This window comes from Rhodococcus sp. BL-253-APC-6A1W (genome assembly GCF_012843405.1).
GTDB lineage: Bacteria > Actinomycetota > Actinomycetes > Mycobacteriales > Mycobacteriaceae > Rhodococcus.
Genome location: NZ_JABAFB010000005.1, coordinates 79,480 through 99,222, shown reverse-complemented (window position 1 = coordinate 99,222; position 19,743 = coordinate 79,480). Strand labels below are relative to the sequence as shown.

General features: G+C 68.0%; 24 protein-coding genes and 1 pseudogene. 12 read left to right on the top strand and 13 right to left on the bottom strand.

The window, feature by feature from the left end; genetic code table 11:
- Window positions 1-83: 83 nt before the first annotated feature.
- From HF877_RS08930 to HF877_RS08895, 8 genes are all read right to left on the bottom strand, one after another.
- Entirely contained in the window at window positions 84-638 is a 555-nt protein-coding gene (locus HF877_RS08930; protein ID WP_169620813.1) for a ferritin, read from the bottom strand.
- Window positions 639-794: 156 nt separating this feature from the next.
- Window positions 795-2,036 (bottom strand): LCP family protein, encoded by a 1,242-nt coding sequence (locus HF877_RS08925; RefSeq protein WP_296550643.1) that lies wholly within the window; start codon window positions 2,034-2,036, stop codon window positions 795-797.
- Between the two features lie 145 nt (window positions 2,037-2,181).
- Window positions 2,182-2,997 (bottom strand): CPBP family intramembrane glutamic endopeptidase, encoded by an 816-nt coding sequence (locus HF877_RS08920; RefSeq protein ID WP_169620812.1) that lies wholly within the window; start codon window positions 2,995-2,997, stop codon window positions 2,182-2,184.
- Window positions 2,998-3,055: 58 nt separating this feature from the next.
- On the bottom strand, window positions 3,056-3,778 hold the full coding sequence (locus HF877_RS08915; protein ID WP_169620811.1) for an ABC transporter ATP-binding protein: 723 nt from the start codon (window positions 3,776-3,778) through the stop codon (window positions 3,056-3,058).
- Window positions 3,754-4,644 carry an ABC transporter permease gene (locus HF877_RS08910; RefSeq protein WP_169620810.1) on the bottom strand — a complete coding sequence of 297 codons (891 nt, stop codon included), beginning with the start codon at window positions 4,642-4,644 and terminating at the stop codon, window positions 3,754-3,756. The genes HF877_RS08915 and HF877_RS08910 overlap by 25 nt, the downstream gene beginning before the upstream one ends.
- 27 nt (window positions 4,645-4,671) lie before the next feature.
- Complete coding sequence (locus HF877_RS08905; RefSeq protein WP_169620809.1) at window positions 4,672-6,024, bottom strand: LLM class flavin-dependent oxidoreductase; 1,353 nt, start codon at window positions 6,022-6,024, stop codon at window positions 4,672-4,674.
- Between the two features lie 20 nt (window positions 6,025-6,044).
- Window positions 6,045-7,097, bottom strand: coding sequence for an ABC transporter substrate-binding protein (locus HF877_RS08900; protein ID WP_169620808.1), 1,053 nt, complete (start codon window positions 7,095-7,097; stop codon window positions 6,045-6,047).
- 103 nt (window positions 7,098-7,200) lie between these two features.
- Window positions 7,201-7,995: a DUF2470 domain-containing protein gene (locus tag HF877_RS08895; RefSeq protein ID WP_169620807.1), complete on the bottom strand. Its 795-nt coding sequence runs from the start codon at window positions 7,993-7,995 to the stop codon at window positions 7,201-7,203.
- 110 nt (window positions 7,996-8,105) lie between these two features.
- Here HF877_RS08895 and HF877_RS08890 point away from each other — a divergent pair, with 110 nt between their 5' ends.
- The 4 genes from HF877_RS08890 (at window position 8,106) to HF877_RS08875 (ending at window position 11,251) form a co-directional block, all read left to right on the top strand.
- Window positions 8,106-8,768 (top strand): hypothetical protein, encoded by a 663-nt coding sequence (locus HF877_RS08890; RefSeq protein ID WP_169621061.1) that lies wholly within the window; start codon window positions 8,106-8,108, stop codon window positions 8,766-8,768.
- A gap of 55 nt (window positions 8,769-8,823) precedes the next feature.
- Complete coding sequence (gene pheA, locus HF877_RS08885) at window positions 8,824-9,738, top strand: prephenate dehydratase (protein ID WP_169620806.1); 915 nt, start codon at window positions 8,824-8,826, stop codon at window positions 9,736-9,738.
- The gene (locus HF877_RS08880; RefSeq protein ID WP_169620805.1) at window positions 9,735-10,397 is read left to right on the top strand and encodes a histidine phosphatase family protein; all 663 of its coding nucleotides are present in this window, start codon (window positions 9,735-9,737) and stop codon (window positions 10,395-10,397) included. Before pheA ends, HF877_RS08880 begins: the two co-directional genes overlap by 4 nt.
- Before the next feature lie 182 nt (window positions 10,398-10,579).
- A complete protein-coding gene (locus HF877_RS08875; RefSeq protein WP_169620804.1) occupies window positions 10,580-11,251 on the top strand; it encodes a TetR/AcrR family transcriptional regulator in 672 nt (223 codons plus the stop codon).
- Between the two features lie 3 nt (window positions 11,252-11,254).
- On the opposite strand, the gene HF877_RS08870 is transcribed toward HF877_RS08875, so the two are convergent.
- A complete protein-coding gene (locus HF877_RS08870) occupies window positions 11,255-12,040 on the bottom strand; it encodes an enoyl-CoA hydratase (protein ID WP_169620803.1) in 786 nt (261 codons plus the stop codon).
- Between the two features lie 229 nt (window positions 12,041-12,269).
- Here HF877_RS08870 and HF877_RS08865 point away from each other — a divergent pair, with 229 nt between their 5' ends.
- The 5 genes and pseudogenes from HF877_RS08865 (at window position 12,270) to HF877_RS08850 (ending at window position 15,535) form a co-directional block, all read left to right on the top strand.
- A complete protein-coding gene (locus HF877_RS08865) occupies window positions 12,270-13,463 on the top strand; it encodes a thiolase family protein (RefSeq protein ID WP_169620802.1) in 1,194 nt (397 codons plus the stop codon).
- Window positions 13,464-13,516: 53 nt separating this feature from the next.
- Entirely contained in the window at window positions 13,517-14,278 is a 762-nt protein-coding gene (locus HF877_RS08860) for a 3-hydroxyacyl-CoA dehydrogenase (protein WP_169620801.1), read from the top strand.
- Window positions 14,279-14,310: 32 nt separating this feature from the next.
- Window positions 14,311-14,472: pseudogene (locus HF877_RS21610) on the top strand (SDR family NAD(P)-dependent oxidoreductase); the annotation flags it as partial.
- 44 nt (window positions 14,473-14,516) lie between these two features.
- The gene (locus HF877_RS08855; RefSeq protein ID WP_346765096.1) at window positions 14,517-15,068 is read left to right on the top strand and encodes an SDR family oxidoreductase; all 552 of its coding nucleotides are present in this window, start codon (window positions 14,517-14,519) and stop codon (window positions 15,066-15,068) included.
- Between the two features lie 65 nt (window positions 15,069-15,133).
- On the top strand, window positions 15,134-15,535 hold the full coding sequence (locus tag HF877_RS08850) for a TIGR03668 family PPOX class F420-dependent oxidoreductase (protein WP_169620800.1): 402 nt from the start codon (window positions 15,134-15,136) through the stop codon (window positions 15,533-15,535).
- Here the strand turns inward: HF877_RS08850 and HF877_RS08845 are convergent.
- Window positions 15,521-16,381, bottom strand: a complete 861-nt coding sequence (locus HF877_RS08845; protein WP_169620799.1) for an alpha/beta hydrolase — start codon at window positions 16,379-16,381, stop codon at window positions 15,521-15,523. The genes HF877_RS08850 and HF877_RS08845 overlap by 15 nt on opposite strands.
- A gap of 335 nt (window positions 16,382-16,716) precedes the next feature.
- On the opposite strand from HF877_RS08845, the gene HF877_RS08840 reads away from it, so the two are divergent.
- Window positions 16,717-17,127, top strand: a complete 411-nt coding sequence (locus HF877_RS08840) for an NUDIX domain-containing protein (RefSeq protein ID WP_296550634.1) — start codon at window positions 16,717-16,719, stop codon at window positions 17,125-17,127.
- Between the two features lie 120 nt (window positions 17,128-17,247).
- Window positions 17,248-17,535, top strand: coding sequence for an antibiotic biosynthesis monooxygenase (locus HF877_RS08835; RefSeq protein ID WP_169620798.1), 288 nt, complete (start codon window positions 17,248-17,250; stop codon window positions 17,533-17,535).
- 81 nt (window positions 17,536-17,616) lie between these two features.
- On the opposite strand, the gene HF877_RS08830 is transcribed toward HF877_RS08835, so the two are convergent.
- Together HF877_RS08830 and HF877_RS08825 are read right to left on the bottom strand one after the other, a co-directional pair.
- The gene (locus tag HF877_RS08830; RefSeq protein WP_169620797.1) at window positions 17,617-18,588 is read right to left on the bottom strand and encodes a nitronate monooxygenase family protein; all 972 of its coding nucleotides are present in this window, start codon (window positions 18,586-18,588) and stop codon (window positions 17,617-17,619) included.
- Between the two features lie 26 nt (window positions 18,589-18,614).
- Entirely contained in the window at window positions 18,615-19,016 is a 402-nt protein-coding gene (locus HF877_RS08825; RefSeq protein WP_169620796.1) for a nuclear transport factor 2 family protein, read from the bottom strand.
- A gap of 198 nt (window positions 19,017-19,214) precedes the next feature.
- On the opposite strand from HF877_RS08825, the gene HF877_RS08820 reads away from it, so the two are divergent.
- Entirely contained in the window at window positions 19,215-19,376 is a 162-nt protein-coding gene (locus HF877_RS08820; protein WP_169620795.1) for a hypothetical protein, read from the top strand.
- A gap of 28 nt (window positions 19,377-19,404) precedes the next feature.
- Here HF877_RS08820 and HF877_RS08815 read toward each other — a convergent pair whose 3' ends face one another.
- Window positions 19,405-19,743, bottom strand: coding sequence for a metallopeptidase family protein (locus tag HF877_RS08815; RefSeq protein WP_169620794.1), 339 nt, complete (start codon window positions 19,741-19,743; stop codon window positions 19,405-19,407).

Here is a 19,743-nt window from a genome sequence, read left to right as displayed (position 1 = left end):
GAAGTCCCCCGCAAAGCCGAATGCCACAGTTCGCCGGTGATCCGGGAACTGTGGCATTCGGGCCCTGTGGGCTGCAGGTCGCGTCAGATGCTGCCGCCAGCGACGGTCGGCGCGTTGCCGCGCAGTTCGCGGGTCTTCGAGTTGAGCTCCCGCGCGACGAAATCCTCGAGGTTGAACAGGTTGGAGCCGGCGCGGTCGGCGACGGTGAGCAGCGTCGTCATCGTGGCGACCTCTTCGACCTGCTCCTGCAGGAACCACTGCATGAACTGCTCGCCGAGGTAGTCGCCCTCGTCGCGCGCGGTGCGGGCCAGCTCGACGATCTGGTCGGTCACGGACCGCTCCTGGCGGAGAGCCAGCGCGATCGGTTCGCGCGCGTTGTCGAACATCGACTGTGCGGCGTCGACACCGGTGAGGTCGACGGCCATGTCCCGGTCCAGGAAGTACTGGACGATCATCATGGCGTGGTTGCGTTCTTCCACTGCCTGCGCGTAAAAGTGCTTCGCCAGCTGGGGAAGATCGGTGTTGTCGTAGAAAACCGCGATGGCGATGTACTGGTGCGACGCATTGAATTCGTTGCGGATCTGGTCGTGCAGCAGCGAATGGAATTTGGTCTTGTGCGTTTCGCCCATTGTCGTCATGATCAAGACGTTAATGCAGGTCAGGTGATAAATCATCCAAGCTTTGGCTAGGCTGACTCTTCAAAGCTTCGGCTTGCCTTGGTCAATTCAGGGTTGCCTGGCCGAATATCTCCGCCCCGAATTTCGCGAGAATATCGGGCCGCGGAGACCGCAATGTCAGGGTCCGGGCGTCAGCAATTCAGCCGGGATCTGCTGATCTTTCGCCAACGCATCGAAGAACGGCGCCGCGCGGGAGCGGTCCCACAGCAACACGTTGCCGATGCCGTAGACGTCTTCGAATCCTCCGACGGGCACCGTCGCGGTCAACGTCTCACCGCGCATCGCCCACGCCAGTCGCGCGAGGTCCCAGAGATGATCGTCCTCGTCGACCCGCACGGACCCGGCGGCGCCCGTCGCGAGCGGCACCGCGCGGAACGGGTTGAGGAACGTGGAGGGACTTGTTGCCTTGCCCAGAAGAGCGGACAGGAACAGCCGCTGGTTGTTCATCCGGTCCAGGTCGGCGAGAGGTGTCGCGCGGGTGCGCACGAACCCGAGAGCCTCGGGTCCGCTCAGTTCCTGGCACCCTGCCTCGAGCGACAGACCGGCCAGCGGATCGTCGATCGGGTACGGGACACAGATATCGACTCCGCCGACCGCGTCGACGATCGACGCGAACCCGCCGAAGCCGATCTCCACGTAGTGGTCGATGTGCACGCCGGTCGCGCCTTCGACGGTCTGTACGAGCAACTGGGGTCCGCCGAGTGCGAACGACGCATTGAGCTTGTCCCGCCCGAAGCCCGGCACGTCCACATAGGAATCGCGGGGCAGCGACACCATGGTGGTCGCGCCTCCGCCGCTCGGTACGTGGATGAGCAGGATCGTGTCGGTCCGGTCGGTACCCACGTCGCCGCCGGTGGCGAGTTCCTGTTCTTGTTCCGGGGTGAGGCCGACTCGGCTGTCGGAGCCCACGAGCAGCCAGTTGGTGCCGGGGGTGTCGCCCCCGCGCCCGTCGTACGCGGCGAGCGCGTCGACGCGGTCGAGCGTGCCGTCGAGGTAGATCGTCCCGCCGATCACGGCGACGAGGAGTACGGCCAGGACCGCACCCAGGCGCCGCATCGTGCGTCGTCCGGCGCCGGGGCGTGGTCGTCGTGGTTCGGGTTGCGCGGCGGGCTTGCGCCGCACCGGCGGAACAACAGGCGGCGGAGTCCCGCCGCGAGAGCGTTCGTCGGCGATTCGTTCGGGCCGTTGCGTGGGCGCCCAGTCGCGACTGCGTGACGCCTCCTCCTGCGGCGCGGGCACGCGGGGAGGTGGCTGGCGCCGCGGCGGGGGCGGCGGGGCAGGGGGACGGTACGTCGGCGTGGGGGCCTGCGACCACGCCTGCGGGGGCGGTGCGGGTCGTCGTCCGTCGCGGCGAATCACCTGTGTTCCCTCGGGAGGCGGCGTCGCCCGGGGCGGAGGCACGGGACGGCGGATCGGCGCGGGCCGCTGCGGGGGAGGTCCCTGCGGTGGCCGCGGCCTGTTCCGAGGGTCTCGAGGATCGCCGTTCACTCGCACAACTGTACGGTCACGGCAGCCAGGACACGTGTCCTCGGAGTGCCTGATATCCCACGAATGCCACGGTGTCGATCAAGGCATGGGCGATCACCAGGGGCCACAACCTGCCCGTGCGCTGCCAATACCGGCCGAAGACGAGACCCATCACGACGTTGCCGAACCCGCCACCGAGGCCCTGGTACAGGTGATAACTGCCACGCAGCACCGCGGACGCGAACAGTGAAGAGTTCTCCGACCAGCCCAGTTGCCGCAGGCGGGTGAGGATGTACGCGACGACGAGGATCTCCTCGGCACCGGAGTTCGCCACTGCCCACAGCACCTCGGTGGGCACGCGCCACCAGTAGTCCGCCAGCACACTGGGCGCGACCGTGAGGTTCAGTCCCGCCGCGCGCGCGCCGAGGTAGAGCAGCAGGCCGGGGAAACCGATCAGGGCGGCGAGCCCGACACCGGGCAGTACATCCCGGCGGAGATACGGACGGGCCAGACCCACGGCTTTCGGGCCGAAGCCGCTGCGCCAGAGCAGGTACAGGCCCAGCGCTCCCCAGGCCGACAGCCGGAGGATGCCCAGGAGCTGACGGGCGAGATCGATGAACTGCTGTGACGACTGCGGGCTGTTCAGCGCAACGGTCCGGTCCGACAACGGCTCCGGTGCGAGCGCCGCCTCGAGCAGCGACAGGATCGACGAGAGACCGCTGAGCCCGAACGTGACGAGCAGAACGATCGCGATCTCGATCCACAGCGCGCGGCGTGCGGGGGCATCGAGAGGCGTGGCGGGGTTCTGCGCCGGCGGGCTCAGCCAGGAACGAAGCGTCGTCACCGGTGTCATTGTGCCGGACCCCGGCGGTGTCACTGTGCCGGACCGCGGCGGTCTCGTTCGGCCTAGATCACGCCGCGACCTCGACGCCGAGCGCCTCGAGCAGAATCCGCCGATACTCCGCCGTCTGCAGGGGGTGCGCCGCTCGCGGGTGTGGCAGATCGATCGTCAGTTCCACCGCCGGCGAACCGTGATCGAGCACCAGCACGCGGTAGGCAAGCGCGATCGCTTCGTCGACGTCGTGGGTGACCAGCAGCACCGCCGGCCGGTGCACCGCGCACAACTCCTGGAGCAGCGCGTGCATCTTGATCTTCGTCAGCGCGTCGAGTGCACCGAAGGGTTCGTCGGCGAGAAGCAACTCGGGTTCGCGGACGAGCGACCGCGCAAGCGAGACCCGCTGTTGTTCACCGCCGGACAATTCGTTGGGCCACGCCGACTCCCGGCCGGCGAGGCCGACTTCGGCGAGCGCTGTCCGGCCACGTTCCGTCGCGTCGGTGCCGGTGAGTCCGAGGGTGACGTTGGCGAGCACACGGGCCCACGGCAGCAGCCGGGAATCCTGGAAGACGACCGCTCGCTTGCGCGGCACGTCGATCTCCCCCGACCCGGGCACCCCGTGGTCGAGTTCGGCGAGGGCGCGCAGCAGCGTGCTCTTGCCGGACCCGCTCCGGCCGAGCAGTGCGACGAACTCGCCTTCGCGAATCTCGAGGTCGACGTTGCGCAGGACTGCGCGCCCGTCGAATCCCCGGCTCAGGCCCGAGGTGCGGACCGTCAGCTTCCGATCGTCTTGCGCCATGCCAGCGCCTTCCTTTCTGCCGAGCGGACCAGCAGATCGCTGCCGAAGCCGAGGATCGCGTAGACCACGAGGCCGACGATGATGATGTCGGTGAGCCCGTAGGTGCGGGCCTGGAACATGAGGAACCCGATACCGCTCGTCGCGTTGACCTGTTCCACGACGACGAGGGCGAGCCAGGCCACGGTCACCGCCATGCGGAGACCGGTGAAGAACCCCGGGAGCGCGCCGGGCAGGGCCACCCGCCGGACGAACTGCGCGCGCGAAAGGTCCAGTGTCTCGGCGAGTTCGACGTAGCGGGAGTCGATGCCGCGCAGTGCCGAATAGGTGTTGATGTAGACGGGCACGAACACCGACAGGGCGATGAGCAGGATCTTCATCTCCTCGCCGATGCCGAACCACAGGATTGCGAGCGGCATCAGTGCGAGCGTCGGAATCGACCGCTTGATCTGCACCGGGCCGTCGAGGAGCGCTTCACCGATCCGGGACAGGCCCGAGATCAGAGCGAGCAGCAACCCGAAGAAGACACCGAGAACGCCGCCGATCACCGCACGCTGCACGGAGGTGAGCAGGTTGCTCTGAAGGCGGCCGTCGGCGATCAGATCCCAGGCGGTGGTCACCACCGTCCACGGTGCCGACAGTGTCTTCGGGTCGAGTTGCCCGGTCGCCGACGCCACGATCCAGACGGCCAGCAGGATCGTCGGTCCGATGGCGAGGCCGAACTTGATCGGCCGTCCGGGTGCGAGGCGGCTACGGCCGCGCCGAGGAGGCAGACCCGGCTCGTTGTCCAGGTCCGGTTTCTGGTCGGTGGCGCCGTCCCCGGCGAGGCCGCTCCCGAATCGCCGGAGGTCGACAGTGGGCACGCTCATGTGGCTTGTCCTTTCGTCGGGGGAGAGTCAGGCCGTCCCGGAACTCGCGAAAGTGCGTGCGTACTGGCTTTCCGGCCGGGTCAGGCCGTAGTGGTCGCGCAAGGTGGTACCGGTGTACTCGGTGCGGAACAGTCCGCGCTCCTGGAGGATCGGGACGACGGTGCTGGTGAACGCCTCGAGTCCCTGGGGGTACTGGGGCGGCATGATGTTGAACCCGTCGGCCGCACCGCGGGTGAACCACTCTTCGATGATGTCCGCGATCTGCACCGGGGTTCCGGCGACGACGTTGTGCCCGCGCGCTCCGGCAAGCTTGTGGAGCAGTTGACGCAGCGTCGGCTGTTCACGCTCGACGATCTTGGCGAAGACGAGACGCCGGCTGTTGTCGTTGTCGGTGATGTCGCCGGCTCCCGCGAAGAGTTCGGCCGGCACGACGGCGTCGAGGTCCAGTCCGGAGACGTCGATCCGCCCCATCTTCTGTAGTTGCCCGAGTCCGTACTCGACGATGGTGAGTTCGTTGAATTCGCGGTGCAGTTCTTGTGCTTCGGCCTCGGTCGCGCCGAGGAACGGGCTCAGGCCGGGGAGGATCTTGACGTGGTCGGGATTGCGTCCGGCGTCCGCCGCGCGGAGCTTGATGTCTCGGTAGAACGCCTGCGCATCCGAGATCCGCTGGTGTGCGGTGAAAATCGCCTCGGCATAGTTCGCGGCGAAATCGCGTCCGTCGTTCGACGATCCGGCCTGGACCAGGACCGGCCGGCCCTGCGGGGATCGGGCCGAGTTGAACGGGCCGCGAACGCTGATGTACTCACCTTCCACGTCGACGCGGTGGATCTTGTCCGGGTCGGCGTAGACCCCCGCGGCCTTGTCGGCGACCACGGCGTCGTCCTCCCACGAATCCCACAGTTTCACTGTGGCGTCGACGAATTCGCGTGCACGTGCGTATCGCTGCCGTACGTCGGGATGGTCGGTGAGGCCGAAGTTCGCCGCTGCGGCATCGGACGCGGTGGTGACGATGTTCCATCCTGCGCGGCCACCGGAGATGTGGTCGAGCGACGAGAAGAGCCGCGCGAGATTGTAGGGCTCGTAATAGGTGGTCGACGCGGTGGCGATCAGGCCGAGATGCGTGGTGACCGTGGCCATCGCGACGAGCGTGGTGATCGGTTCGAGGCCGTAGTCGGGCCGGTACCGCACTTCGGTGCGCAGCGCGGGCCCGTCGGCGAAGAACACCGCATCGAGTTTGGCGGCTTCGGCTGCACGTGCCAGTTCCTGGAAGTAGTGCACGTCGTAGATGCGCTCGGGTGCGCTCCCGGGGTGACGCCACGATGCTTCGTGGTGGCCGGTCGGGTAGATGAAGGCGTTGAGGCTGAGCTGGCGGTGCGTCATGAGAAAGGTCCCCTCGGAGATCAGTTGCGAACGTGTCCGGCGCCGGCGTCGGCTACCGCGGCCTGAACTACTTCGTCGAAGCGCAGGTCGAATGCTTCGGCTGCCTCGACGGGTCGTGGCAGTTCGCCGGCCGCGTCGATCACGTCGACGGTGTGCTGCTGGGTGGCGACGAGGTTCTCGTCGAGTCTCGGGAAGGTCGTCGGGCCGTTGGCGTCGAGAATGCGGCGCCCGTCCTCGACGGTCAGGCCCTGGCTCTTGACGAAGTACTCGTCGATCCACGCGTCGCGGTTGTCGTTCGCCCAGTCCACGGAGGCGATGTACGCACCGACGTAGGCGCGGATCGCGGCCGCTGTCGCGGGATCGGACAGTGCCTTCGCGCTCGAGTACAGGTAGGAGATCCCGTCACTGAGATCGGCGATCTCGTCGCGGGGGAGGGCGGTGGCGCCCGGGGTCTGCATGTACCGGGAGAACACCGGTTCGCTCATCGGTGCGGCGTCGATCTGGTCGGATCGCAGCGCGTCCGGGAAGTCGGCGAGTGCCATCGGCGTGAGTGTCACATCGTCGACGTCGAGACCGGCCTTGTCGAGCGCGCGGAGGACGAACGCCTGCTGGGAGGTGCCCTCGGCGTAGCCGATGCGCTTGCCCGACAGTGCGGCCAGCGAGTCGATGTCGGAGCCCGGCGCGACGCCGAAGTTGAGGCTGTTGTCGGTCTGGACAGCGGTGATCACCCGCACGTCGTCGCCCGCGACGAGCGATTGCACGGCCATGATCTCGCCTGCCCACGCCACGTCGACGGCGTCGGCGCGAAATGCCTCGAGGATCGACGGTGCGCCCTGGAACGTGGCGAACTCGTATTCGAACGGCAGCGAGTCGAGGTTGCCGGACGCTGCCAGCGCGACCTGCTGTCGTTCGCCCTGGTCGGCGATGACGATCTTCGTCCCGGCGGGGATGTCGGTCGGAAGCGGACTGTCGGGCGAGAGACCGCCGCCCGCGGGTCCCGAACCACACGCGACGACCGCGGTCAGGACGAATGCGGCTGCGGTGGTGAATCCGGCGTGACGTAGGCGGAACATGTACTTCCCTCGGGCTCGAACGATCGACGGTGAGTCCGCCCGGACGGTGCCGGGGGCTGATGATCATCATCGAGTTCGAGCGCGGGGGTCACCACAGTTAGCGTCAGCGTGATCCGAAGTCCTCCCGGCGCAGGCGAGGGTGCAGGCCGTTCCGGAACGGGCATCCGACCAGCAGGCGCAACGCCCGGCTCAGCCCGGAGGGGTCGTCGACCGGTTCGTCGAACGGGATGCGGACGTCGTGGTCGCCGCGGCCCGATTCGATCCGCAGCCGCACGCCGTACCGGTCGATGCCGAGCGGACGGATTCGTCCCCCTCTCTGGGCTTCCGGAATCCGGCGGGCGATGCGCATCACCAGGTCCGCGTGCTGTTCTTCGAGGTGCTCGAGCCACGCGGTCTCGAGTGCGGCGAACGGGTCGGGCGCGGCGTCGAGCACATCCACGACGTTCACGGCCTCCGCGCCGGTCGTATCCGCCGCGACGACGGAATCGAGGCTCAGCCGCAGCAGTTCGGACCCGTGGCCCACGTCGAGAAGTTCCGGATGAGGCAGGGTTTCCGCGATTTCCGCGGCGAGCAGGCGAGGGTCCCGGACCGGGTGCAGGGTGCCGCTGAACCAGATGAGCGAGCGCACCGGGTTGCGGAGGGCCAGCGGTGAGTGGTCGGCGAGTTCGAGGACCGCGGATAGTCCCGCGCTGCCCGCATGCCGGGTGAGTGCGGCGGCGGGGCTGTGCGCGGGCACGACGATGGCGAGGTCGTCGTCGGTATGGAGGTGGTGGATCGTGGTGGGGACGGGATCGCAGCCGTCGACAGCGAGGCGGGAGGTGTCGGCGCGGATGAGGGCGGTGCGCACGCGTTCGGCCGTGGTGGGTGCGGGGACGGCGGTGGACGTGGTGGTGTGCATGACAACCCCTCCTGGCTATGTAGGTGAGGCAAACCTAAGTCATCGTCCTCGGGGAGGCAAGAGGTCCCGGGTCTAATCTGGGATGCGTGCCGATCCCCCTTCCCCTCGGAATGCCGCCGTCCCGCGAGGAGCCGCGCGGGTTGCTGGACGGGCTGCTGACCGGACGGTACGACTCGCCGGACGATGACCGCGAGGTCACCGGACCGCTGTTCGCGCCTCCGATCGTCCCGGCCCGCGCGATCACCGTCCCTCCGGGCCGCGACCTCGTCGTCGAACTCGATACGTCGGGTCCGCCCCCCGCGCCGGCGGGCTGGCGACCGGTGCGTTACCAGATCGGGTGCACTCCCGACGTCCTCGACGATGTCCTCGCAGTCACGGCACCCGCACCGCTGGCCGTATACGTGGACGGACCCGACGACACGCTCGCCGACACCGCACGCGCACTCACCGAAGCCGGACATGTACCGGGTCTTCCCGCAGGTCACGGCCTCGGCGCGGTCTCCGACTTCCTCGCGGTCCTCGCCCACGCCGACACGGGCTACGTCGCCCGCGCGACCAGCACGCAGGACGTGGTGGCGCTGCTGTCCGGGACCGCGGCGGCCCTGAGCGGTTTCGACATCCGGGAGGCCCTCGCGTCACCCGACGTGTCCTGGTTGCGACGGCTGATCCCCGAAGCGGCGTCCGCACTGCGGGAGATTCTTCTGGCCGTCGAAGTCGACGACCCCGGCCGGGTCGCGCGCGAACTCGGCGAACTGGGGCTGTCGGCCGGCTGAACGGCACCGGCCCGACACCGCAATCCGCAGACTCGGGGTGCGTAACCTCGTAGGCGTGCCACGTATCGCCTATTTCGGCCCGTCGGGAACCTTCACCGAGATGGCCCTCGCCCGTTTCGAGGAACTCGGTGCCTTCGATGCGCCGGTCGAGCGGGTCTCCGCCGCCAGTCCTCCCGCGGCCTTGCAGATGCTGCGTGACGGCGAGGTCGACGGAGCGGTCGTGCCGATCGAGAGTTCGGTCGAAGGCTCGGTGCCGCCGACGATGGACGGACTCGCCGTCGGTTCTCGGCTGCAGATCGTCGCCGAGACCGAACTCGACGTCGCCTTCACGGTGGTCGCGCGGCCCGGAGTCGCTCGCGAGGATGTCGCGACGATCGGTGCGTACCCCGTCGCAGCGGCCCAGGTGCGGCAGTGGATCGCCGACAATCTGCCGGGCGCCGCGATCGTCGCCGCAGCCTCGAACGCGGGGGCCGCAGAGGATGTCGCATCCGGGAAGGTCGACGCGGGGGTTGCCACGGCGCTGGCCGGTGATCGGCTCGGTCTGGCGGTGCTGGCCGACGGCGTCGCGGACTTCACAGGTGCCCGCACCCGGTTCGTGCTCGTCTCGCGGCCCGGGCCGGTACCGAAGCGCACCGGCTGCGATCGCACGTCGGTGGTCCTGCAACTGCCGAATGTTCCGGGTTCGCTGGTGCGGGCCATGACGGAACTGGCGACCCGCGGAATCGATCTCACCCGCATCGAATCACGCCCCACCCGTATGGATTACGGGACCTACTTCTTCCATCTGGACTGGGTGGGCCATATCGACGACGCGCTCGTCGCGGAGGCACTCAAGGCCCTGCACCGTTTCGCGCAGGTACGGTTCCTCGGTTCGTGGCCGGCAGTGTCCGAGCACGGGGTGCCTCCCGTCTCCGACGACGACGATGCGCAGTGGCTCGAGCGACTGCGCCGCGGAGAGGAACAGCGGTGAGCGGAAAGTTGATATTGGCCCGGCACGGCCAGACGGTGGCGAACGTCGCACGGCGTCTCGACACCAAATTGCCCGGTGCGGAACTGACCGAACTGGGAATCGAGCAGGCACGGAGCCTCGGCCGCAATCTCGTCGAGCGCGGCCCGTCGCTTCTCGTGGCGTCGCGGGCGATCCGGGCGCGGCAGACCGCGGAGCAGGTCTCTCCGGCCGTCGGGCTCGACACCTCGGTCCTCGACGGCCTGCACGAGGTGCAGGTCGGTGATCTCGAGGATCGCAGCGACGAGGAGTCGCACACCCTGTTCATGAAGGTCTACGAGGAGTGGCACAGCGGCGACCTGCGCACGCGGGTGCCGGGCGGCGAATCGGCGATCGACGTTCTCGACCGGTTCGTGCCGGTGATCGACGCATTGCGCGCCGACCATCTCGAGGAAGGGTCGGGGGAGGTCGTCGTCGTCAGCCACGGCGCAGCCATCCGTCTCGTCGCGGCGTACCTCGGCAAAGTGCCGGGCGGGTTCGCCACGAGCAATCATCTGGCCAACACCGAGACCGTCGAACTCGTGCCGGTGCGGGGCGGGGGCTGGGAGTGTGTGCGGTGGGGCACGTTCACCGGCCCGTTCCGCGACACCCACCGCGCCGGCGCCGACGACCCGATGGGCTGAGAACGCGCAGTTCACGCGGACTCTCGCAATCGATATCGCTCTCGCCCACTGCTCGTATACAGGTGCGCACCCCGTCCCTCCGGCGGAGCGACGTGCCGCGGTGTCGATCGTTCGCGGACGAAACCGCCGGGTATCGTCGAGCCGTCCGGATGAAGTAACGATCGGTAGGTTGGGTGCGGTACATGGATGGTTCCACCGACGACGCCGTCGACCCGCTCGAGGGTCGGGTCGTGCCGGATGCGGAGAACGCGCACTCCGATTGGCGGACGTTGCAGCCGCTCGACCTCAGCCCCATCCTGTCCGCAGCGCTCGACGCCTTCTACGAGACCGGGTTCCACGGGACGTCGGTGCGTGAGATCGCGCGGCGGGTCGGCGTGACCGTGCCCGCGCTGTACTACCACCACGAGAACAAAGAGGGCCTGCTCATCGCCCTGCTCGAGCTGTCGACCAGCGATGTGCTCTCCCGAGCGCACGCCGCCGACGCGGAGGGTGCCGGCGATCCGGTGCGCAGACTGGCGAACGTGATCGAGGCGATCGTGCTGCGGATGACGATGCGGTCCGCGCTCGCCGCGCTCGAAGGTGAGGCTCGCTATCTCAGTCCCGAGAATCGTCAGCGGTACCGCGCGGTGCGCAAGGGCATCGAAGACCTGGTGCGCGAGATCGTCGAGGAGGGTGCTGCGACGGGCGACTTCGACGTCGACGACCCGGCCGAGACCACCCGGGCGCTGCTCGGGATGTGCCAATCGATCCCGCGCTGGTACCACGCGGAGGGCACTCTGAGCCCCGAGGCGGTCGCGAAGAAGTATGTGGCGATCGCCCTCAAGACGGTCGGCGCCCGCCGCGATCCGCTCTGACGGTCAGGCGCGACGCCGGAAGTCCGCGGTGCGCTTGTCCTGGAAGGCGGACACTCCTTCGGCGAAGTCCGGGCCGGCGAGCAGATCGAGTTGACCTGCGCGCTCACGGCCGAACGCGTTGCCGAGTTCTGTGAGCGTCGCGTCGTTGATCGCCCGTTTGGTGGACGCGAGGGCCACAGACGGGCCGTCTGCGAGCCGGACTATCAATTCCTCGACTGCCGTGTCGAATTCGTCGTCGGGGTAGACATCGGCGATGAGGCCGGACGCGAGTGCTTCCGGCGCCGGGAGTCGCTCGGCGAGCATCGCCATCCGCAGCGCCCGGGCACGACCGACCGACGCTGCGACGAGCGCCGTCGCACCACCGTCGGGCATCAGGCCGATCTTGGCGAACGCGAGCACGAAGTAGGTCGATTCCTTCGCGACCGTAAGGTCGCACGCAAGTGCGAGTGACACACCGACGCCGGCGGCGACGCCGTTGACCGCCCCGACAACCGGTCGCGGAAAATCCAGGATCGTCGCGACGACCCGGTTCGCGGCGTCGATGGTGTCGGGCGTGGGAGGAGCGGTCAGGTCACGGCCGGAGATGTCGGCGCCCGAACAGAACGCCCGTCCGCTTCCGGTCAGGATCGCGGCGCGGACCGTGGGGTCGCCGCCGTGCCTGTCGAAAGCCTCCGCGACGGCGACCAGGGTGTCGGTCTCGACCGCGTTCATCCGGGCGGGACGGTCGATCGTGACGCGCAGGATGCCGTTGCCGACGCTCGAGGTGACTCCGGGCGGGTCGGTGCTCATGCGGTTCTCCTCGGTGTGGTGGCCGACTGCCTGCGGTGACGGCGCGCAGCGGCGAAGCCTCTTCTCTCCCTATCAGACCTGCGTGTCGTCCGCTGGGTACCGAGTTCGTTGACCGCGTGCTTACCCCGTGGTAAGCCTTTAGCGATCGATAGGTACACGGTTGGGAGTGGGGCGCTCCACACTCCACGCACTCCGGCCGGCCCTGCTCGAACCCCTCGGAAGGAACGTCATGGCACAGGCCGTCATCGTCGACGTGGTCCGCACTGCCGTCGGCAAAGGCAAGCCCGGTGGTGCGCTGTCGGGCACGCATCCCGTCGAACTTCTGGCCCACGTCCTGCGTTCGCTCGTCGAGCGCAACAACCTCGACCCCGTCCTCGTCGACGACGTCATCGGCGGTTGCGTGCAGCAGGTAGGCGAGCAGGCACTCAACATCTCGCGCTCGGCACTGCTGTCGGCGGGTTTCCCGGACTCGGTTCCGGCCACCACCATCGACCGTCAGTGCGGATCGAGCCAGCAGGCTGCGCATTTCGCGGCGCAGGGCGTCATCGCGGGTGCGTACGACATCGTCATCGCGTGCGGTGTCGAGTCGATGAGCCGCCTCCCGATGGGCACGTCTTCGATCGGGCAGGACTCGTTCGGCCCCGGCGTCGCCGCCCGGTATCCGGAAGGTCTGGTCAACCAGGGGATCTCGGCGGAACTCATCGCCGCGAAGTGGAGTTTCGACCGCGACGCCGTCGACGCCTACTCCGCGCGTTCGCACCAGCGCGCCGCCGCCGCGATCGCGGCAGGAAACTTCGACCGGGAGATCGCCCCGATCACCGTCACGAACGCAGACGGCGAGCAGGTCGTGCACGGCGTCGACGAAACCGTGCGCGCGTCGACCACCGTCGAGGCACTTGCCGGGCTGCGTCCGTCCTTCCGCACCGACGAGTACGCCGCACGATTCCCCGAAGCGCAGTGGCTCATCACCCCCGGTAACTCGTCGCCGTTCACGGACGGTGCGTCGGCCGTTCTGATCATGAGCGAAGAAGCCGCGACCAAGCTGGGCCTGACTCCGCGCGCGCGATTCCACTCGTTCGCCGTCGCCGGAGACGACCCGCTCTTCATGCTCACGGCGCCCATCCCGGCTACCCACAAAGTGCTCGCCAAGTCGGGCCTGTCCATCGACGACATCGACTCCTACGAGGTGAACGAGGCGTTCGCGCCCGTCCCGATGATGTGGGCCGAGGAGTTCGGCGCGGACGAGGCCAAGCTCAATCCGTGGGGCGGTGCCATCGCACTGGGTCACGCACTCGGCTCGTCGGGTACGCGCCTGCTGAGCACGCTCGTCAGCACCCTCGAGGCGACCGGCGGCCGCTACGGCCTGCAGACCATGTGCGAGGGCGCGGGCATGGCCAACGCGACCGTGATCGAACGTCTCTGACCCACCGCCGTACCGAATCTCTCGTCCGAAATCCCCACAGTGAAAGGCTTTTCATGATCGTCAACGACAGCGTCGCCGTCGTCACCGGTGGTGCCTCCGGGCTCGGCCTCGCCACCGTCAAGGCTCTGCTCGCCGACGGCGCCCAGGTCGTCATCATCGACCTGCCGTCCTCCAACGGCGAGACCGTCGCCAAAGAACTCGGCGACCGGGTCCGCTTCGCGGCGGCAGACGTCACCGACGAGGCCGCGGTCACGGAGGCGCTCGACCTCGCCGAATCGCTCGGCCCCCTGCGCGTCGCGGTCAACTGCGCCGGGATCGGCAACGCCATGAAGACGGTGAGCAAGAAGGGTGCGTTCCCGCTCGACGCCTTCAAGAAAGTCGTGGACGTCAACCTCTTCGGCACGTTCAACGTGATCCGCCTCGCCGCCGAGCGCATCGCCAAGACGGAACCGGTCGACGGGGAGCGCGGCGTCATCATCAACACCGCCTCCGTCGCGGCATTCGACGGCCAGATCGGCCAGGCCGCCTACTCGGCATCTAAGGGCGGCGTCGTCGGCATGACCCTGCCGATCGCACGCGACCTCGCCTCGCTCCTCATCCGCGTCGTCACCATCGCACCCGGCCTGTTCAAGACCCCGTTGCTCGGCTCTCTGCCGGAGGAGGCGCAAGCGTCTCTCGGACAGCAGGTTCCGCATCCCGCGCGCCTCGGTGACCCCTCCGAGTACGGCGCTCTCGCGGCGCACATCGTGTCCAACCCGATGCTCAACGGTGAGGTCATCCGTCTCGACGGAGCCATCCGCATGGCGCCGCGCTGAACCTCGCGGAAGAACCCGCCGGGAGGATCTCGATGTTCGACCTGACAGGCACACGGGCGCTGGTGACGGGCGGTTCCGCCGGGCTCGGCCTCGGTATGGCGCGGGGTCTCGCACGTGCCGGCGCAGACATCGCGCTCTGGGGACGAGACACCGCCAAACTCGGACGCGCGGCCGACGAACTGAGCGGCTTCGGTGTCCGCGTGACGACGCGGTCGGTCGACGTGTCCGACGAGCACGGGTGGTCGACGGTGTCGCATCCGTCGTCGGCGAATTCGGTGGGCTGGACACGGTGGTCGTCAACGCCGGAATCGGTGCGGCACTGCAGAAGTTCCACGAGTCGTCGACGGAGCAGTACCGGAAAGTGATGGGCACCAACGCCGACGGTGCGTACTTCACGTTGCGGGAGACGTCGAAGGTGCTGGTGGATCAAGGTACCGGCGGGTCGGTGATCGTGACGTCGAGCCTGGGAGCGTTGCAGGGTGCAGGACGCAACCAGGCGTACGGCGCGAGCAAGGCCGCGGTGCTCGCGCTCGCCAACGGGTGCGCCGTCGAACTCGCGCGCTACGGCATCCGGGTCAACAGTGTGCTGCCGGGCTGGATCGCGACCGATATGACCGGGCCGCTGCAGGACTCGGACGTGTTCAACCGCAACGTCATCTCCCGCGTGCCCTTGGGTCGCTGGGGGCGGCCGGAGGATTTCGAGGGTATCGCCGTGTACCTCGCGAGCGACGCATCGGCGTTCCAGACCGGAAGCGCGACGGTGATCGACGGCGGCTACAGCATGTTCTGATCCGCAGCCCGGCCGAGTCGATCGAAGGACCGGCATACCGGCTCGGCCGGGCTACGGTGAGGCACATGGACGTCCGCCGCCGCGTCACCGAAGCCCGGGTGGCCCGCCTGGCCACCGCAGACGGGTCCGGCGAACCGCACCTGGTCCCGATCGTGTTCGCCCTCGACGGCGATGCGATTCACACCTGCGTCGACGACAAGCCGAAGACCACCCGGCGGCTGCGTCGCCTCGCAGACATCGCGGCGAACCCCCGCGTGAGTGTGCTCGTCGACCATTACAGCGACGACTGGTCACAGCTGTGGTGGATTCGCATCGACGGCATCGCCACGGTCCACGCCGCGGACACCGATGCGGGCGCCACCGGCCTCGATGCCCTGGTGCGCAAATATCCGCAGTACCGGTCGACACGACCACCGGGACCGGTGATCACGATCGCTCGGCTGCGCTGGCGATCATGGTCGGCGTGAGTCCGAGGTCAGCGAGAGCATCGCTTCGGCGACCTCCTCGACCGCCGCTTCGGGGACCGCTGTGGCAGCGTCGTCGAGCACCAGCAACTGTGCTCCCGGAATCTCGCGCGCGATGGCCTCGCCGTTGCCGAGAGGAAAGAACGGGTCCCGCCGGCCGTGTACGACCAGCGTGGGGACATGGATCCGGGAAAGGCGCTCGCGCCAGCGGGGTGTGCAGTCGAGCGTGGAAAAGACCGTTCCGAGCTGGTTGGCCATCTGGATCGCGGGAGTTGTGCCTGGTGTCCGGTCCCAGATGCGCGCGGCGGTCGCGCGTGCGGTGACGGGGGCGTCGCCGAGGATCTCCGCGCCGGCAGCGGCGAACTCCGCCACCGCGTTTCGGTCGGTCCAGTCGGGCATCGGAAGCGCGAACAGTCGATTCATCGTCGCCTGGTCGTGGTCGGGGAGGTCGGGGTCGCACTTGCCGGGCGCGACCGCGCGGGTACCCACCAAGGTGAGTGCCCGGAACGCGCGGGGGTGCTCGAGCACAGCGAGCTGGGCGACCATCCCGCCGACCCCGATTCCCGCAAGGTGCGCAGGCCTGCCGCCGAGCGCGTCGGCGAGGGCGGCCGCGTCGGCCGCGAGGTCACGCAGGGTGTAGTTGGGTGTCTCCGGGTCCGCCGTCGTCGACTGACCGCTGTCACGCAGGTCGTACCGCACGACGCGACGTCCGCCCGCGGCGAGGTGCTCACACAGTCCATCGGGCCAGGAGAGCATCGTCGTCCCGCCGACGAGCAGGACGAGTGGCGCATCGGGGTCACCGAAGGACTCGACACCCAGATCGACCCCGTTGGCACCGACGGTGGTCATCTGCCGCTCAGCTTTCCGACGCGGCGACTGCCGCCACGGTTTTCGAACAGCCGGCAGCCTCGACAATCTCGGCGTCGACGACCCTCATGACGTTGCTGCGTGTGTCCCATGGTCTCGGCTCCTTCTCGACAAGCTTCGTGCCCGTCCGCTTTCCGGAAGCAAAGCCCGCACAAGCAGGAAGTGGGCCGGGCGTTACTCGGACAGACCGGAGCAACGTCCCGATCTCATCGGCCGAGTCCCTCGGCGACGCCCGTTCCGTCCTCGCCGCCCGATAGTTCCCACCGCGGTGCGTGTGCCGCGGGCGGCTTCGGTCTCGTGGTTCCTAGGATGGGCGGGTGTCCGATTCCCCCGAAAAACTCATCCGTGTCAGCGCGGTCGTGCTCCGCGACGCCGACGGGCAGGTGCTGACGGTACGCAAGCGCAACACGTCCCGGTTCATGCTTCCCGGTGGAAAGCCCGAACCCGGTGAGTCGGCAGCCGAGGCTGCGGTGCGTGAGTGTGCGGAAGAAGTCGGGGCGGTGCTCGACCTCGGTTCGCTGCGACGGATCGGGGTGTTTCTGGCGGATGCGGCCAACGAACCGGGCTGGAAAATCGAGGGGACGGTGTTCGAGCACCCGTTCGTCGGCATCACGGGCAGCGCGGCGGAGATCGAGGAGATGCGCTGGCTCGACCCGGCGCTCCACCCGTTGCCCGGCGATCTCGCACCTTTGCTCGAGCATTTCGTCCTCCCGGCGATCGCGCGCTGACAGACTGTGCGCCCCGGAGGGAAGTGTCATTTCCGGAACGGTATTGCGCCGTTCTCGTGAATCGGGAAATGTGAGCGGCACCAGTACGGCACTGCACACGTTTGCACGGAAGGACTCTTCATGGCGCTCACCGCCCTGCTCGAACTCGAATTCAAGGCCGACGCGCTCGACGACGCCAAAGCGGTGATGAGCCGGGTGCTCGGCGAGACCCGCGAGTTCGACGGTTGCGACGGAATCGAGATTCTGGTGGACCGGACGAACGAGGCCCGCTGGGTCGTCGTGGAGAAGTGGCGTTCGGCCGAGCACGACGCCGCCTACCGCAAGTTCCGCGCGGGCGAGGGCGCCATCACCGATCTCGGTCCGCTCCTGGCCGGAGCGCCGAAGCTCACGCAGTACACGACTCTCTGAGTCGCACCCCACAGACGACGACAGCGTGGCATGCCTGGGCATGCCACGCTGTCGTGTGTGCCGGACGAACCCGGAGGGTCGTCAGAGCGACAGCCGCTTGCGGGCCGCGGCGTATTCGTCGGCGAGTCGCTCGACGACGCGAGCGGTGGGAGCGATCCGGTCGATGACGGCGATGCCCTGACCCGCACCCCAGATGTCGCGCCACGCCTTCGCGGTGCCGCCGGGTTCGGTCTTGTCGTCACCCAGGTTCATCGCGGACGGATCCGAGGTGGCGAGGTTGTCGGGGTCCATGCCCGCGCGGCTGATGCTGCCCCGGAGGTAGTTGGCGTGCACGCCGCTGAACAGGTTCGTGTAGACGATGTCGGAGGCCGACGAGTCGACGAGCATCTGCTTGTACTCGTCCTGGGCGTGTGCCTCCGTCGTCGCGATGAACGCCGACCCGATGTACGCGAGATCCGCACCGGCAGCCTGCGCGGCGAGAATGGAATTGCCGTGCGCGATCGCGCCGGACAGCAGCAGCGGACCGTCGAACCAGGTGCGGATCTCCTGGACGAGAGCGAACGGAGACTGCGTGCCCGCATGTCCGCCGGCGCCGGTGGCGACCGCGATCAAGCCGTCGGCGCCCTTCTCGACGGCTTTCTTCGCGTACCGGTTGTCGATGACGTCGTGCAGGACGATGCCGCCGTACGAGTGGATCGCGTCGTTGACGTCGGTGCGTGCCCCGAGCGAGGTGATGACCAGCGGCACCTGGAACTCGACGATCGTCGCGAGGTCTTCTTCGAGGCGGTCGTTGGACCGGTGCACAATGAGGTTCACCGCGTACGGCGCGGACGGTGTCTCGGGATTGTCGGCGTCGTACCGGGCGAGTTCGTCGGTGATCCGGGTCAGCCACTCGCGCAGTTGCGAGTGCGGGCGGGCGTTGAGCGACGGGAACGACCCGACAACACCCGAAATGCATTGTGCGATCACGAGATCGGGGTTGGACACGATGAACATCGGCGATGCCACGACGGGCAGGCGCAGGCGATCCTTCAGAATCGGCGGCAGACTCATATACGTAACTCCTCGAGGGTGAGTGGTCAGGCTTGCTCTAGTTGTGCCGCCATGCGGGGGATCAGCGCCTGCAGGCCCTTGACGGGGCGGATCATGACTTTGAACCCGACGATCCGGTCCCGGTCGTCCCACTCGATCAGATCCACGCCGTTGACGTGTACGTCGTCGAGATCGGCGACGAATTCGAGCACCGCGGAGTTCGGGCCGTACCACTCGCCGACGTAGTGGAACCCGGTGTCGCCACCGAACACGGTGAGCGCCGCCCGGAGGTACGCGACCGTCTTGGCCTTGCCTTCCTGCGGGGTGAACACGGCGGGCGACAGGAACACGGCGTCGTCGGCGACGAGTACATCCAGCGCGTCGAGGTCGTTCGTCTCGATCAGGTGATGCCATCGGTCGATCACTGCCGGGCGGGCGGGATGCGTCACGTGGGTTCGCCTCTCGGTGGGGTGGGTCCGAGCGTAGAGTCCGCCGACTAAACGGTCAACAGTGACTGTTCGTGATTCCGCTCCGGGTGGGGTGCGCCCGGGTGCCGGTCCCCGGCGGCGCAGCGGCAGAGGCTAAGGTACGACGGGGCGGCGCGTGTCGCGTGCCTCGTCGTGACATCGAAAGTGGAGGTAACCGGGATGTTTGAACTCTTCGGCATGATCGTCGTCGTGCTTTCGATCGCTGTCGTGACCGTCGGCACCCTGATCCTGCTCGTGATCTCGACGATCAACCCGCATTTCATGCAGCGCAAGGCCAAGAACCCGAGCCTGGTCAAGGCCGACGCACACCGCGCCGAGTAACCAGCCCGTCGGACCGGCCGGAGAGCGCCTACCCCCAGCCCAGCTGGTGGAGGCGCTCTTCTTCGATGCCGAAGTAGTGCGCGATCTCGTGGACCACCGTCACCAGCACTTCGTGGACGACGTCGTCGTCCGTCCGGCAGATATCGAGAATGGCGTCCCGGTAGATCGAAATCGTGTCCGGTAACGAGCCCGCGTAATGACTGTCGCGCTCGGTGAGCGCGATCCCCTGATACAGACCCAGCAGATCCGGTTCCTCGTCGTGGCGCGGTTCGACGAGCACCACGACGTTGTCGATCGCGCGCGCCAGTTCGGCCGGGATCTCGTCGAGCGCCTCCGAGACGAGCTCCTCGAAATGCTCGTCGCTCAT

Bases quoted from the DNA above. Each gene is read 5' to 3' on its own strand.
- HF877_RS08875 (WP_169620804.1), top strand. From the start codon at position 10,580: ATGGATGGTTCCACCGACGACGCCGTCGACCCGCTCGAGGGTCGGGTC.
- HF877_RS08900 (WP_169620808.1), bottom strand. From the start codon at position 7,097: ATGTTCCGCCTACGTCACGCCGGATTCACCACCGCAGCCGCATTCGTC.
- HF877_RS08815 (WP_169620794.1), bottom strand. From the start codon at position 19,743: ATGAGCGACGAGCATTTCGAGGAGCTCGTCTCGGAGGCGCTCGACGAG.
- HF877_RS08910 (WP_169620810.1), bottom strand. From the start codon at position 4,644: ATGAGCGTGCCCACTGTCGACCTCCGGCGATTCGGGAGCGGCCTCGCC.
- HF877_RS08895 (WP_169620807.1), bottom strand. From the start codon at position 7,995: ATGCACACCACCACGTCCACCGCCGTCCCCGCACCCACCACGGCCGAA.
- HF877_RS08920 (WP_169620812.1), bottom strand. From the start codon at position 2,997: ATGACACCGGTGACGACGCTTCGTTCCTGGCTGAGCCCGCCGGCGCAG.
- HF877_RS08845 (WP_169620799.1), bottom strand. From the start codon at position 16,381: ATGACCACCGTCGGTGCCAACGGGGTCGATCTGGGTGTCGAGTCCTTC.
- HF877_RS08930 (WP_169620813.1), bottom strand. From the start codon at position 638: ATGACGACAATGGGCGAAACGCACAAGACCAAATTCCATTCGCTGCTG.
- HF877_RS08860 (WP_169620801.1), top strand. From the start codon at position 13,517: ATGATCGTCAACGACAGCGTCGCCGTCGTCACCGGTGGTGCCTCCGGG.
- HF877_RS08890 (WP_169621061.1), top strand. From the start codon at position 8,106: ATGCCGCCGTCCCGCGAGGAGCCGCGCGGGTTGCTGGACGGGCTGCTG.
- HF877_RS08850 (WP_169620800.1), top strand. From the start codon at position 15,134: ATGGACGTCCGCCGCCGCGTCACCGAAGCCCGGGTGGCCCGCCTGGCC.
- HF877_RS08905 (WP_169620809.1), bottom strand. From the start codon at position 6,024: ATGACGCACCGCCAGCTCAGCCTCAACGCCTTCATCTACCCGACCGGC.
- HF877_RS08915 (WP_169620811.1), bottom strand. From the start codon at position 3,778: ATGGCGCAAGACGATCGGAAGCTGACGGTCCGCACCTCGGGCCTGAGC.
- HF877_RS08870 (WP_169620803.1), bottom strand. From the start codon at position 12,040: ATGAGCACCGACCCGCCCGGAGTCACCTCGAGCGTCGGCAACGGCATC.
- HF877_RS08865 (WP_169620802.1), top strand. From the start codon at position 12,270: ATGGCACAGGCCGTCATCGTCGACGTGGTCCGCACTGCCGTCGGCAAA.
- HF877_RS08830 (WP_169620797.1), bottom strand. From the start codon at position 18,588: ATGAGTCTGCCGCCGATTCTGAAGGATCGCCTGCGCCTGCCCGTCGTG.
- HF877_RS08835 (WP_169620798.1), top strand. From the start codon at position 17,248: ATGGCGCTCACCGCCCTGCTCGAACTCGAATTCAAGGCCGACGCGCTC.
- HF877_RS08820 (WP_169620795.1), top strand. From the start codon at position 19,215: ATGTTTGAACTCTTCGGCATGATCGTCGTCGTGCTTTCGATCGCTGTC.